The 13098-nt window shown below is 47.7% G+C and carries 15 protein-coding genes; 8 read left to right on the forward strand and 7 right to left on the reverse strand.

Features of this window, described 5'->3' with window-relative positions; translation table 11 throughout:
• Positions 1–68 precede the first annotated feature (68 nt).
• From ACTHMC_RS09855 to ACTHMC_RS09870, 4 genes are read left to right on the forward strand one after another with little or no spacing between them, the layout of a single operon-like run.
• Positions 69–326, forward strand: coding sequence for a DUF3098 domain-containing protein (locus ACTHMC_RS09855; RefSeq protein ID WP_440412942.1), 258 nt, complete (start codon positions 69–71; stop codon positions 324–326).
• A 15-nt stretch (positions 327–341) separates the two neighbouring features.
• Entirely contained in the window at positions 342–1166 is an 825-nt protein-coding gene (locus ACTHMC_RS09860; protein WP_440412943.1) for an undecaprenyl-diphosphate phosphatase, read from the forward strand.
• Between the two features lie 47 nt (positions 1167–1213).
• A complete protein-coding gene (locus tag ACTHMC_RS09865) occupies positions 1214–2548 on the forward strand; it encodes an MFS transporter (protein WP_440412944.1) in 1335 nt (444 codons plus the stop codon).
• A 21-nt stretch (positions 2549–2569) separates the two neighbouring features.
• Positions 2570–3409 (forward strand): MBL fold metallo-hydrolase, encoded by an 840-nt coding sequence (locus ACTHMC_RS09870; RefSeq protein ID WP_440412945.1) that lies wholly within the window; start codon positions 2570–2572, stop codon positions 3407–3409.
• A gap of 76 nt (positions 3410–3485) precedes the next feature.
• On the opposite strand, the gene ACTHMC_RS09875 is transcribed toward ACTHMC_RS09870, so the two are convergent.
• Both ACTHMC_RS09875 and ACTHMC_RS09880 read right to left on the reverse strand, forming a co-directional pair.
• Positions 3486–4280: a DUF3108 domain-containing protein gene (locus ACTHMC_RS09875; RefSeq protein ID WP_440412946.1), complete on the reverse strand. Its 795-nt coding sequence runs from the start codon at positions 4278–4280 to the stop codon at positions 3486–3488.
• Positions 4281–4311: 31 nt separating this feature from the next.
• The gene (locus tag ACTHMC_RS09880; RefSeq protein WP_440412947.1) at positions 4312–5322 is read right to left on the reverse strand and encodes a lysylphosphatidylglycerol synthase domain-containing protein; all 1011 of its coding nucleotides are present in this window, start codon (positions 5320–5322) and stop codon (positions 4312–4314) included.
• Positions 5323–5358: 36 nt separating this feature from the next.
• Between ACTHMC_RS09880 and ruvC the strand changes: the two genes are divergently transcribed.
• The gene (ruvC, locus tag ACTHMC_RS09885; protein ID WP_440412948.1) at positions 5359–5931 is read left to right on the forward strand and encodes a crossover junction endodeoxyribonuclease RuvC; all 573 of its coding nucleotides are present in this window, start codon (positions 5359–5361) and stop codon (positions 5929–5931) included.
• 7 nt (positions 5932–5938) lie between these two features.
• On the opposite strand, the gene ACTHMC_RS09890 is transcribed toward ruvC, so the two are convergent.
• From ACTHMC_RS09890 to rsmA, 4 genes are all read right to left on the reverse strand, one after another.
• Positions 5939–6334: an HIT family protein gene (locus ACTHMC_RS09890; RefSeq protein ID WP_440412949.1), complete on the reverse strand. Its 396-nt coding sequence runs from the start codon at positions 6332–6334 to the stop codon at positions 5939–5941.
• A 56-nt stretch (positions 6335–6390) separates the two neighbouring features.
• A complete protein-coding gene (gene greA, locus ACTHMC_RS09895; RefSeq protein WP_440412950.1) occupies positions 6391–6861 on the reverse strand; it encodes a transcription elongation factor GreA in 471 nt (156 codons plus the stop codon).
• A 124-nt stretch (positions 6862–6985) separates the two neighbouring features.
• Positions 6986–7909 (reverse strand): NAD(P)-dependent oxidoreductase, encoded by a 924-nt coding sequence (locus ACTHMC_RS09900; protein ID WP_440412951.1) that lies wholly within the window; start codon positions 7907–7909, stop codon positions 6986–6988.
• Position 7910: 1 nt separating this feature from the next.
• A complete protein-coding gene (gene rsmA, locus ACTHMC_RS09905; RefSeq protein WP_440412952.1) occupies positions 7911–8663 on the reverse strand; it encodes a 16S rRNA (adenine(1518)-N(6)/adenine(1519)-N(6))-dimethyltransferase RsmA in 753 nt (250 codons plus the stop codon).
• A gap of 42 nt (positions 8664–8705) precedes the next feature.
• Between rsmA and pdxA the strand changes: the two genes are divergently transcribed.
• The 3 genes from pdxA (at position 8706) to ACTHMC_RS09920 (ending at position 11360) form a co-directional block, all read left to right on the forward strand.
• Positions 8706–9809 (forward strand): 4-hydroxythreonine-4-phosphate dehydrogenase PdxA, encoded by a 1104-nt coding sequence (gene pdxA, locus ACTHMC_RS09910; protein ID WP_440412953.1) that lies wholly within the window; start codon positions 8706–8708, stop codon positions 9807–9809.
• A 68-nt stretch (positions 9810–9877) separates the two neighbouring features.
• Positions 9878–10864, forward strand: a complete 987-nt coding sequence (locus tag ACTHMC_RS09915) for a lipid A deacylase LpxR family protein (protein WP_440412954.1) — start codon at positions 9878–9880, stop codon at positions 10862–10864.
• 28 nt (positions 10865–10892) lie between these two features.
• Positions 10893–11360 (forward strand): TspO/MBR family protein, encoded by a 468-nt coding sequence (locus ACTHMC_RS09920; protein WP_440412955.1) that lies wholly within the window; start codon positions 10893–10895, stop codon positions 11358–11360.
• Between the two features lie 120 nt (positions 11361–11480).
• Here ACTHMC_RS09920 and ACTHMC_RS09925 read toward each other — a convergent pair.
• On the reverse strand, positions 11481–13098 hold a 1618-nt coding region (locus ACTHMC_RS09925; protein ID WP_440412956.1), incomplete at its 5' end, for a T9SS type A sorting domain-containing protein.

A 13098-nucleotide genomic window follows, 5' to 3' on the forward strand; every position in this document is an offset into this window, starting at 1 on the left:
AAATACCTGAAGATGAAACTGGACGAACTGTACTAAAACCCCTATATTGCACACTCAATCATTGTACAATGGCTGATATCAAAGCAAAAAGCACAACTACCCCTACCAGTAATCTTTTCGGTAAAGAGAATTATATGTGGATCCTCGCAGGCCTCGCTGTGATGGTGCTGGGCATCATCCTGATGTCAGGTGGCAAAAGCGAAGATCCGAATGTATTCAGGGATTCTGATGTGTACAGCACAACACGCATCACTATCGCTCCGATTCTTATCCTGTTAGGCCTGGGTATTGAAGTGTTCGCCATCTTCCGCAAGCCGAAAGCTTAATGTAAAATCCGTACAATGACTTTATTCCAGGCAATCATCATTGCCATTGTAGAAGGCATTACCGAATATTTACCTGTTTCATCCACCGGGCATATGATCATCGCCAGCAGCCTGATGGATATTCATAAAGAAGAGTTCACCAAACTGTTTGAAGTGGCAGTACAGCTGGGCGCTATCCTGGCCGTAGTGGTACTTTACTACAAGAAGTTCTTCGATTTCAAACGCTGGCAGTTCTATCTCAAGCTGATCATTGCCGTGATCCCCGCCATCGTGCTGGGGTATCTCTTCTCCGATAAGATCGATGAAATGCTGGAAAGCCCCACTACCGTTGGTGTTACCTTGCTCGTGGGTGGTATCTTCCTGCTGTTCATCGATCAACTGTTCACAAAGAACACCATTGACCAGGAAGAAGCCATTTCCAACAAAAAGGCCTTCACCATCGGTATCTGGCAATGCCTGGCCATGATGCCGGGTGTAAGCCGCAGTGCAGCTTCCATCATTGGTGGTATGCAGCAGAAACTGACCAGGAGACTGGCTGCAGAATTCTCTTTTTTCCTGGCTGTGCCTACCATGTGCGCCGCTACCGGGCACTCCCTGTTCCTGAAAGACTGGAAAGTGAATGGCGTGGAAACCAAAGGATATGAAATGATCCTGAACGATTCCCACAACCTTACCGCTTTCATCACCGGAAATATCGTTGCATTTGTAGTGGCGATGATCGCCATCAAATTTTTCATCGGCTTCCTGCAACGCTACGGCTTCCGCCTGTTTGGATGGTACCGCATTATTGCCGGTATCATATTGCTGATCCTGATCTTCTCAGGCGTGATCCACAGCTAGTAAGGGACCGCACCCTTGTTTCCCTATAACCGCTCAACCTTCGCAACATGCAAACAACTGCATCCAAAAAAGTCATTAATGGCTGGGCCATGTACGACTGGGCCAACTCAGTGTACAACCTGGTTATTACCACTACATTCTTCCCGATATATTTTGCGGCCGTAACTGCATCGGAATACGGCGCCAATGCTGTGCCATTCCTCGGCAGGGAATTTGTAAACACGTCATTATATGATTATTCCATTTCTGCGGCCTACCTGGTCATTGCCCTCATGTATCCCATCCTCACTTCCATTGCGGATACCAGAGGTAATAAGAAGCAGTTCATGCGCTTCTTTTGTTATATAGGGGCTATAGGCTGCTCCGCCCTGTTCTTCTTCAATATAAAAGAAGTGCCGGTTGGCTTTGGCGTATTCTTCTTTATGCTAGCTGCAATTGGTTACGCAGGAAGCCTCGTATTCTACAACTCTTATCTACCGGAAATTGCAGCACCGAAGGATATGGACCGTATCAGTGCACGTGGTTTTTCATTTGGTTATGTAGGAAGCGTGATCTGCCAGATCATTGGCTTTGTGCTGATACTTTTGATGCCCGGGAAAGAGGATTTGGCATCCCGCTACACATTCCTGATCGTTGGTATCTGGTGGTTCGGTTTCGCACAGATCACTTTCAGACGATTGCCCAAATCAACCCCAAGCAATCAGCAACACGATAAAAGCATTCTCACGGAAGGTTTCCGTGAAATGAAGAAAGTATATGCGCAGATAACAAAGTTGCCTGTACTGAAACGTTTCCTCCGCGGCTTCTTTTTCTATAGCATGGGAGTACAGACGGTAATGCTCGCCGCCACGCTCTTTGGCGCCAAACTGCTCCAGCTCGATCAGACCAAACTGATCCTCACCGCTGTGATCATTCAGCTGGTAGCCATCCTCGGAGCCTGGGGAATGGCGCGGCTTTCAGCCCGCGTAGGAAATATCCAGGTGCTGATGGGAGTAGTGTTCTTCTGGATCCTCATCTGCATCGCCGCCTACTTCACTGCCGAAGTGAAGGAGAAGGGCGGAGATCCTGAATATCTCTTCTATGGCCTTGCAGTAGCGGTGGGCCTGGTAATGGGAGGTATCCAATCCCTCAGCCGGAGTACGTATTCCAAACTGATGCCTGAAACTAAAGATACCGCCTCTTTCTTCAGCTATTATGACCTCACTGAAAAGATCGCCATCGTGATCGGTATGTTCTCCTTCGGATTCATCGAAGAACTCACCAAACACCACGGCGGTATGAAGAACTCAGTGCTGTCTCTCATCATATTCTTCTTCATCGGGTTTATCTGGCTCATTTCCGCCCTGATGAAACAAAAGAAGCTCAGTAACGCCATTCTATAACAAACGATACTAATCATTGCCATGAAACTCTACACGATCAATACCGGTAATTTCAAACTCGACGGAGGCGCCATGTTCGGCGTGGTCCCAAAAACCATCTGGAATAAACTCAATCCTGCTGACGAACTGAACCTCTGCAGCTGGGCCATGCGTTGCCTTCTTATTGAAGACGGGAAAAGACTGATCCTGGTAGACAATGGCATCGGCAATAAACAGGACGCTAAATTCTTCGGGCACTATCATCTGCATGGTGATGACAGCCTCGATAAATCCCTTGCACAACACGGTTTTCACCGGGATGATATCACCGATGTTTTTCTCACCCACCTTCACTTTGATCACTGTGGTGGCAGCATTGTACGGGAAGACGATAAACTGGTGCCTGCTTTTAAGAACGCCACCTTCTGGAGCAACCTCCAGCACTGGGAGTGGGCAACCCAACCCAATGAACGGGAGAAAGCATCCTTTCTGAAAGACAATATCCTGCCCATACATGAAAGCGGACAGCTGAAATTCATCGAGCCCGTTGATGGAATTGCCTTTGGTGAAGGCATCAATATACGCTATGTATACGGCCATACAGATGCCATGATGCTGCCGCAGATCAGTTACAAAGGCAGCACCATCGTGTTCATGGCAGACCTGCTACCGAGCATCGGACATATTCCATTGCCTTATGTGATGGCTTATGATATGTTCCCGCTCACTACCCTGAATGAGAAACAGAAATTCCTGAAAGAAGCGGTGGAAAAAGAATATATCTTATTCTTTGAGCATGATCCTTTGAATGAATGCTGCACACTGGGTATAACGGAGAAGGGCATACGCCAGAAAGATATTTTCAGATTGAGTGATATATGACTTACTATTGTCAGATAAAAAAACGGAGCACCATTAAGAGATGCTCCGTTTTTTTATTATTTATTCGTATAAATTTTTACAAACTGATCAGCGAGCTCAGCTTATGCCGTAAGTTCCTGTAACTGATCATATCCACTTTTACGCTACCCACTGAGATCGGGCTTTCAATCCTCACAGGGATCCTGTTGGCATCATCGCTCACCCAAACCGTCATCTTCTCCCCGCCTTCAAAGATGGTTCCTTTGATCAGCAACGGCTTGAACTTGATGGCGCGGAACTTACCGTACTTTGTTTTTACCGTTTCCTTACCCAGGTAACGGATATACATTTCGTATACTTCATTATCCAGGAACATGCTGAAGGTGATCTTGTCGTTTACTTTGAGACTGTTGAAATCGATATTACGCGCGTAGAAGATAGCACTCAGAACATCCTGAACGCATTCGGGAGTTTTGAATACCCCATTATTGGTAACAGCGGTATTGGTGGTTTTATTGAAGGTCACATGCTCATATTTCTTGTAACCTCCTTCATCTATGTTACGGATGAAGCGATAGGGCTGCAGTGTGGCTGTATCCACATATGTTTCATACTTATCGCGCACCTTGAAGAACTTGTCGTAGAAGCTATAGGTTTTGCCATCACCCACAATATGGTAAACAGGCTTGTTGTTGAGCCGCTCCAATGTGGTATTGAAGGTTGCTTCACCTGCGCCGAAGTAAGCTCCAACCACGGTGTAGAATACCTTGAAAGTGATTTGCTCGCCCGCTGCGAAAGTTGAATTGCGCAGGTTGCAGAAACCATTGCCGGCTTCCAGTGGGAAGCTGGCCACAATCAATAATGCCAGTATACCGGTTCTATAGAGTTTCATGTATAGCTCGTCAGTTAAATATATTAATAATTTATAACATCTCCTGTCTGTTCCGGAATATGCGGATACTTAAAATTAACAAACTTCCCATCAAGGCTGGTATTACCAGATTGATAACCCATATAGACAACGAAGTAGCCATCACCCCTACCATATTGGTACTAAAAAATTGTACCAGCTCAATACTGGCCTTCCACCTAACCCCAAGATCCGTAATCATGGCTATGGAGGGCACAACGGCCAGCACCAGGAACACAACTGACATGGAGGCGAAAGTCTCGGCAAATGTCAGGTCAACGCTGAATACATCAAAGAGCAGGTAATATTGTGCGATGAAAACCAGGTATCGCACCATACTCAAAGACAATAACCTCCACAGGATAGTTGCGTTAAAGGAATCCAAAACCCGGATATAAGTAACAACTTTACCCAGTTTCGGGACCATCTCTATCACTTTCACCAACCATGCCAGCCTGAAAAAAAGCAACGTTAAAACGATGCAGCCAGAGATGGTAATCCATAAAACGGTATTTGTCCAGAACAATAAAGAAGTATCTACCGGATGGTTATGCGAAATAACGCCGCGCAAATAGATGAGCCCCGCAATACCCGCTGCCAGTGTCACCAGTAACTGCCCCATGCTGCACACGATGGTAAGCGAAATGGCCTGGATCCTCTTGCCTTCCTTGATATACAGAATGCGTCCAAGATACTCTCCGATACGGTTGGGCGTAAAAAAAGCCATGGTGGTTCCCGTAAAGATGGCCTTCAGACACTGGAAAAGGCTGATGGGTTGGAGTTTTCTGATCACCAATTGCCACTTCCGCGCCTCGATGCTCCAGTTCACCAGCATCAGGAAACAGACCAGGATGAATTTCCAGATATATGTTCCGTTAAAGGCCTGGGTGATCTGCCGGAGCGACTCTTCCCAGTTCGGCTGACGGTTCAACTGACGCCAGATGCTCCAGGCCAGCAGGCAAAACACCAGCGGCCCGATCACGTAGTTGAGGATTAATTTGATATTTTTGTTCAGTGGTAACAACAGATTTTACAATTTAATTGAATCCCCCGCACTCCCTTGCAAAACAGTTCTAAAATAATTCTTGGTATTGACCCCGGTACACTGCTGATGGGTTACAGCGTTATTGCCGCCTCCCCCTCCGTAGTGAAAGTGATTGAAATGAACGTGCTGCGGCTGAACCCGAAAAAAGACAATTTCGAAAGGCTGCAGCTGATCCACGAAACCATCACCTCACTGATACTTGAATTCAAACCAAAGTACTGCGCCATCGAAGCGCCATTCTTTGGCAAGAACGTACAGAGCATGTTGAAACTGGGCAGGGCTCAGGGAGTAGCCATTGCGGCTGCTATGCAGGCCGGGCTGGAGGTGCACGAATACTCACCCAAGAAAGTGAAGCAATCGATCACAGGCAATGGAAACGCTGATAAAGAACAGGTCTGGAAAATGCTGCAGCAGATGCTCAGCCTCCAGGACGCCTGGATCCACACACACGATATGTCCGATGCACTTGCCGTAGCGGTTTGTCATCACTTCCAGGACAAACCCATTCTGGGCAACCAGGCCAAAGTGCTGAAAGGATGGGAAGACTTCATCAAAAAGAACCCCTCACGCATCCGTCCGGCAAAATAATTTTCGGTTATACATGAAGGTTAGCAAGGATCTTATCCTGTGCTGTTTTCAATTGTTCAGGTGAAACCTTGATCTTTCCCTTCGTGAAATTGAGATCATCAATATCATTGATGGGTACAAGGTGCAGGTGGGCATGCGGCACTTCAAGCCCTACTACCGCCATTCCCACACGGTTGCAGGGGAACGACTGCTCAATGGCCTTTGCAATGGGTTTTGCAAACACCAGGATCTCGGCCAGATAGGTGTCCGGCACTTCAAAGAACTTATCCGTTTCAATCTTCGGTACAACCAGTACATGACCTTCCGTTAATGGAAAGATGTCCAGGAATGCATAGAACTTGTCGTTCTCCGCAATTTTGTAGGAGGGGATTTCTCCGGCTATGATCTTTGAAAATATTGTCATGTAACAAAACTAAGCAATGAGTTCCAAAAAAAAGCCCCGTTACCGGGGCTGTTATTCTAAGTTGTGATATCCAGTATTTTGAATTTCACCATACCTGCCGGCACCTGAACTTCGGCAACATCGCCAACAGTCTTGCCCAGCAAGCCTTTCCCGATGGGAGAAGTCACAGAGATCTTACCTTGTTTCAGATCGGCTTCCTTTTCGGAAACGATATGATAGGTATGCTGTTTCTTGGTATTGAGATTAGTGAGTGTAACTTTTGTAAGGATAGACACCTTACTCGTATCCACATTATCAGCGTCCAGCACACGGGCGCTGGCAACATCACTTTCCAGTTTCTTGAGCTTGGCTTCCAGGATACCCTGGGCCTCTTTGGCAGCATCGTATTCGGCATTCTCTTTCAGGTCACCTTTCTCGCGGGCTTCCGCGATGGCCCTGGCAGCTGCAGGTCTGTCCGTAGTACGCATACGGTGCAGCTCTTCTTTCATTTGTTCCAGTGTTTCTTTGCTTACATACAAAACACTCATTGTAACCTCCTTCTTTTTGCAGGAAGGGTTTGTTCCCTTCCGAAAATAGAAAAAAAGAACAACGCCTCAGTGGGTGCTGAAGCGTTGCACTATTATGTTTCAACACAAATATAATGGATTTCCCCTACAATTTCAATTTTTCCAACGTCACTGCAGCCATTTTGTAGAAGGCCTCATGGCTGTATCCGGCTATATGTGGCGTAACTATTACATCGGGCCGGGCACTCAGCCATTGCAGCTGCTCCTTCTCCTTTTCAGTGTACTGATCAAGCTTTTCATTTTCAAGTACATCAAGTGCTGCACCCGCGATGGTGCCCGCTTTCAGGGCTTCGATCACTGCCTGAGTATCATGAACTTTGCCCCTGCTGGCATTGATAAAGAATGGCTTATTCTTCAATGACCGGAAAAAGGCATCGTTGGCATAATGGAAAGTTTCATCCGTCAGTGGCAGGTGCATGCTGATCACATCAGCATAACGGGCCACCTGTTCAGCATTGGCTTCATGAATAAATCCTTTGGCAAAACCTGCATTGTATTTATCGTGGGCCAGTACGGTTACCCCGAAAGGTTCCAGCAGTCTGGCAAAGGCGCTTCCCGTATTTCCATACCCGATAATGCCTACTGTTTTTCCGCTGAGCTCCGTACCCCGGTTGGCATCACGGATCCATTTGAATTCCCTCACTTCCTGCTGGCTCACCGTGATCTTATTCATCAGGTTGAGCAGCATGCCCAGCACATGTTCAGCCACTGCATTCCGGTTGCCTTCCGGGCTGCTCACACATTGGATGCCCCTGCTTTGCGCATAGCCCACATCGATCAGTTCCATGCCGCTCCCCAGCCTGCCGATCCATTTTAACTGATCAGCTTTCTGTAACATGGGCTTATCTATTTTCAACCTGGTGGTAATGATCAATCCTGTTGCATCGGAAATCATTTCGCCAAGCTCTTCATAGGTGATGGCCGGGAGATACACGGGATCATATCCTTTGACCGTAAGTTGTTCTATGAGGTATGGATGCACCTTTGCGGTGATGATCGCTTTCTTCATTTTATCTCATTATGAATGTCAGTGCTGCAAAATCAGCTACAGACAATTGTTCTGCGCGTTTATTGAAAATATCGTCCTGCAGTTTTTCCGGTTCAAACAATCCCTTCACGGCATTCCTCAGGGTCTTACGCCGCTGATTGAACGCAGTTTTCACCAGCAGGCTCAGGTGTTTGTCGCTCCTGATTTTCACAGGTTCCGTCAGTGGCGTCATCCTGATCACGGCGCTCTTCACCTTTGGAGGAGGGTTGAAGGCATCTTCATCCACTTCAAAGAGATAGTCTACTTTGAAGTAGGCCTGCATCAGCACACTGGTTACACCATATACCTTGTTCCCTTCTTTTGCGGCCACACGCTGCGCCACTTCTTTCTGGAACATACCCACCATGCTCTGTACCTGCTCTTTCCAGGCCTGCACTTTGAAAAGTATTTCAGTGGAAATATTATAAGGGAAATTACCCACTACCGTAAAGGGGCCGTCAAAAGGAGGATCGATATCCAGGATGCTCTGGTGGATGATCCTGTTATTCAGGGCCGGGTAGGTCTTGAGGAGCCAGGCCACCTTCTCATCATCCAGCTCCACACAGCGGAGATCCACTTCCGGAAGCTCCAGCAGATACTTTGTCAGGGCGCCTCCGCCGGGCCCCACTTCCAGCAATCGGGTGAACGGAACTTCCTGTAAAGACTGCACAATGCGCTGGCTGATGCTCTCATCCTTCAGAAAATGCTGCCCTAAGGATTTTTTAAGTGTATACATGAGCAGCAAAAATACGTAATTTAGGCCCCTGAATTATTCAATATGAGTGCACAACAACACAAACCCGTAATCGGCATCTCCATCGGCGACCTGAATGGCATCGGCCCCGAACTAGTGATCAAGACCTTTGCCGACCACCGGATACTGGAAATGTGCACCCCCATTATCTTCACCTCCAACAAGGTGATCAATTTTTACCGCAAAGGTATCCCTGATACCAATTTCAATTACCAGAACATCAAGGACTTCACCCGGATCAACCACAAGCAGATCAATATCTTCAACTGCTGGGAAGAGGATGTGAACATCCAGCCCGGACAACTCACGGATGTAGGAGGCAAATATGCAGTCCGCTCCCTGATGGCGGCCGTTAAGGCACTGAAAGAGCAGCATATACAGGGCCTGGTAACTGCCCCCATCCATAAGAAAAACGTTCAATCGGAAGAGTTCAACTATACCGGCCATACCCCATTCCTGAAACAGGCCTTCGGCATGCAGGACGTGGTAATGCTGATGACTGCCGGCAATTTCAGGGTGGCATTGCTCAGCGAGCATGTGCCGCTTGCAGAAGCCGCCAAACATGTTACCCGCGAAAACATCCTTTCCAAATTGAATATCCTGCACAAATCACTGGTCCAGGATTTTGGTATCGATAAGCCTAAGATCGCCGTGCTGGGCCTCAACCCCCATGCAGGTGATGAAGGACTGATCGGGAAAGAAGAAGAAGAGATCATCAAACCTGCCATCAAAGAAGCCAAACGCAATATGCTGGTGGTTGGACCTTTCAGCCCGGATGCATTCTTTGCACGCCGCCAGTTTGAAAAGTTCGACGCCGTACTGGCCATGTACCACGATCAGGGCCTGATTCCGTTCAAATCACTCGCTATCGGAGAAGGCGTGAACTACACGGCCGGTCTTCCCGCTATCAGAACTTCTCCCGACCATGGCACAGCCTTCGATATCGCCGGGAAGAACAGGGCAGATCATTCTTCCTTCCTCACGGCCATCTACGAATGCATTGATATCATCCAGCAACGCAGTGAGTATGCTGAAGCACACAGGAACCCAATGAAGAAAATGACTTCGGCATTCCTCGCCAATGCAGTGGATGAAAAGATCGAACTGTCAGACGACAGCGAAAAATAGCAGCACGGCATCACGAGAGCTTCCTCCTGGCATAATTTTTCAACCGGTATCCCAAATGGGAATAAAGGATGAAAAAGAATTGGATCTATTATACGTACCTGCTGATCACATTACTGGTCACTTCCGGCGCAATTGCGCAGACCAGGGGCGAATACCGGCATCAGTTCCGGATCTCAGTGGATGAAGATTTCATCAATATACGTGGTAAGGGAACCGATAAAGCCTACACTGCCGGTACTTTCATTGACTATTTTTACGAAAGAAATAAACCCGGGTTCTTCCTGGAGCGTTGGGCTCCCAAAGCCGGCCCCAATGCCGTGAACATTTTCGGAACAGGTCTCATACATATGATGTTCACTCCCAACAACCTCAAATCAGATACGCCTATCAATAATGATTATCCATATGCAAGCGCACTGCTGGCCCATTTCTCCTCTTTCTCCTATAATCAGGAAAAAAAGTTCAGCTTCCAGGCAAAATTCCTGGCGGGAGTAATGGGCCCTGCTTCAGGTGCACGCCATATCCAGACCTGGGTGCACAACCTCACCGGAACCCAGATCCCCCAGGGCTGGGAATACCAACTGCCCAACGACATTCTGCTTAACCTGGAACTGGCGGCAGAAAAGCAGATCATCGGGTTCGGGTATGCGGAACTGATAGGCGGAGGACGTGCCTACCTGGGCTCCATGACAGACGGACTGGAAGCCTATGCCATCCTGAGGACCGGCCTGATGAAACCCTATTTCAAAGGATTGATGTCGCATACCGGCACTCCGCCCAAATCCAATAAAAATGGCCGCTGGCAGATTTACGCGTTTGCCAGGCCCGCTGCCCGGTTCATTGCTTACAATGCACTCCTGCAGGGAGGTATCATACTGGACAAATACAAGGTGGTAACTCCAGCTGTAAAGAAGTTCACGGCCTCCCTGGATTACGGACTGGTGCTGAGCCATGGCAACTTCGGTATATCTTTCACCCAAAAGGTATTCTCAGCATATGTGAAAGGAGTGAAAAGCCATGAGGTAGGCAATATCAGCCTTTACTTCAACTGGTAACTGGCAGGATATTTTAATATATACGATTATGAAACCCATTGTAAAACTCATTATTTCGATAGCCATTCCCGTTGCCACGGGATTGATTGCCGGCTGGTTTACAGCGCAATCCGTTGATAGCTGGTATGCTACCTTACAGCGGCCATCTTTTGCTCCGCCTAACAGCGTATTCGGACCGGTGTGGACAGTGCTGTATGTGCTGATGGGGATTTCACTCTACATAATCTGGCGCTTGCCGGCCAGCCCGCAGAAAGAAAAAGCACTTTTTATTTTCGGGCTTCAACTGGCCTGCAATTTTGCCTGGAGCTTCCTGTTCTTCTATCTGCACAACCCTGCTGCAGCACTGGTGGATATCGTAATTCTCTGGATACTTATCTGGGTGATGCTGGTAAGATTTTACCGGCTCAAACCGCTTGCAGCCTGGCTGAACATTCCTTACCTGCTCTGGGTAAGCTTTGCTACTGCCCTCAATGCCGCATTCTGGCATCTGAATTAAATTTCAACTATACAACAAAGCGATACTATCGGAGAGCACTGCTCGCCTCTGGCGAATGGTCCCCGATTAAGCAAAAGGGCTGACCCGTGGCCAGCCCTTACTCATAGAATAAAATCTAATTTATCGCTGTATTATCAATTTCCTGTATTGTATTTCATCCCCTGATTTCACCATCACATTGTATACACCTTCCGACAGCCTGTGTACACCTTCCAGCGGGAAGTTGTTGGCGCCGGCATATACCTGCTGCCTTTGCTTGAGCACAACTCTGCCTGCAGCATCCAGTACATGGATATCCAACACACCATCACGTTTCATTCCCATACTGATACTTACATTGGTAGTAGCAGGGTTGGGATTTATGCTGAGCAGATTATCTCCCTGACGTTTTACTGTAACGATCTGCGTGGTCTTATTTCCGTTTGCAGGACTTATTACAGTTACACGATAGTAGAGAACAGTTGCATTCACCGTACTGATATCATCATTGTACCCGAAGCTGGTTGGCATGTTCAGGTCTGCACTGCCAGGCACTTCTGCGATCCTGATAAAGCTGGATGCATTTGTGCTGCGTTCTACAATAAAAACGGTAACAGGCTTGTCAGATGTAATGCGCCAGCTCAGTTTTACCATTTCTCCCTGACGGTTTCCGGTAAAGCTCAGGATATTCACCGGCAACACGGAACTGGAGAAACGCCAGTCGCGGTTCGGCTGCCCAACATGCATACTCTGCAAGGTTGAACGTGTGCCCGGAGCAGGATCTCCGGTAAAAGAACCGAATGAGCCCAGGAACTGCGATGTTCCTTTTGGAGATGCATTATCTGCATCGAAACGGTTATCCAGTCCGTCAGCATCAGTATCGAGGTTGGTAAGTGTAACCAGATCATCGGGCTTGCCATTACCGTTGAAGTCATTCCCCTCTATAATATCGCCCTGACCATCACCATCGGAGTCATTGTCACGATAATCAGGGATACCATCCGCATCCTGGTCATTAGGTGTAATACCATTACCACCAAATCCACTGACATTATCATATCTGTTATCGATACCATCTCCATCTGAATCGATACCGAGTGGTAACTGATAGTTATTGGTAGGCGGCGCTTCCAGGTTATCCGGAATACCATCGTTATCTGAATCGATATCCAGGTAATCAGGGTTGATATTGCCCGGAGCATCCACATCGCTGTTACGCAGTGAGAGGCCCGTTGTTGTTACAATTGCATCGATAGTGGTGCTCCATCCGGTAGTAGCTCCACGTGCGCCGTCAGAAAGACCGTTATTATCAGTATCGGGGAAACCTGCTTCACGTACATCCGTGATACCATCTCCGTCACTGTCCAGGTCGTAGAGATTCGGACGTGCATCCCTGTCGAGGTTCTTGTATGGATAAGAATCCGGCCTGCCATCACCATTTGTATCTGCACCTGTGCGGAGCAGGGCTTTGAGTACGGGGTCCATCACATTGTCGTTATTGGAATCCTGGTCAACGATATCAGCAAAACCATCTCCATCAGAGTCAGTGGTATTATCTACTTTACCATCATTGTTATTATCTGTACCCAGCGCTTCACGGATATCCGGGATACCATCATTATCGCTATCGAGATCGTACTGATTGGGGATACCGTCTCCATCGAAATCAGTAAGGCCGAGGCCGTTTGAGCCGGCTACACCAACAGCGGCATCCACATTATCTGAGAGGCCATCGCCATCAGCATCTGTGAAATTATCG

Source organism: Pseudobacter sp. (assembly GCF_051955275.1).
Lineage (GTDB): Bacteria > Bacteroidota > Bacteroidia > Chitinophagales > Chitinophagaceae > Pseudobacter.

What these genes read in the sequence shown, in the direction of transcription:
- ACTHMC_RS09855 (WP_440412942.1), top strand. Translation starts at nt 69, where the DNA reads ATGGCTGATATCAAAGCAAAAAGCACAACTACCCCTACCAGTAATCTT.
- ACTHMC_RS09860 (WP_440412943.1), top strand. Translation starts at nt 342, where the DNA reads ATGACTTTATTCCAGGCAATCATCATTGCCATTGTAGAAGGCATTACC.
- ACTHMC_RS09865 (WP_440412944.1), top strand. Translation starts at nt 1,214, where the DNA reads ATGCAAACAACTGCATCCAAAAAAGTCATTAATGGCTGGGCCATGTAC.
- ACTHMC_RS09870 (WP_440412945.1), top strand. Translation starts at nt 2,570, where the DNA reads ATGAAACTCTACACGATCAATACCGGTAATTTCAAACTCGACGGAGGC.
- ACTHMC_RS09875 (WP_440412946.1), bottom strand. Translation starts at nt 4,280, where the DNA reads ATGAAACTCTATAGAACCGGTATACTGGCATTATTGATTGTGGCCAGC.
- ACTHMC_RS09890 (WP_440412949.1), bottom strand. Translation starts at nt 6,334, where the DNA reads ATGACAATATTTTCAAAGATCATAGCCGGAGAAATCCCCTCCTACAAA.
- greA (WP_440412950.1), bottom strand. Translation starts at nt 6,861, where the DNA reads ATGAGTGTTTTGTATGTAAGCAAAGAAACACTGGAACAAATGAAAGAA.
- ACTHMC_RS09900 (WP_440412951.1), bottom strand. Translation starts at nt 7,909, where the DNA reads ATGAAGAAAGCGATCATCACCGCAAAGGTGCATCCATACCTCATAGAA.
- rsmA (WP_440412952.1), bottom strand. Translation starts at nt 8,663, where the DNA reads ATGTATACACTTAAAAAATCCTTAGGGCAGCATTTTCTGAAGGATGAG.
- pdxA (WP_440412953.1), top strand. Translation starts at nt 8,706, where the DNA reads ATGAGTGCACAACAACACAAACCCGTAATCGGCATCTCCATCGGCGAC.
- ACTHMC_RS09915 (WP_440412954.1), top strand. Translation starts at nt 9,878, where the DNA reads ATGAAAAAGAATTGGATCTATTATACGTACCTGCTGATCACATTACTG.
- ACTHMC_RS09920 (WP_440412955.1), top strand. Translation starts at nt 10,893, where the DNA reads ATGAAACCCATTGTAAAACTCATTATTTCGATAGCCATTCCCGTTGCC.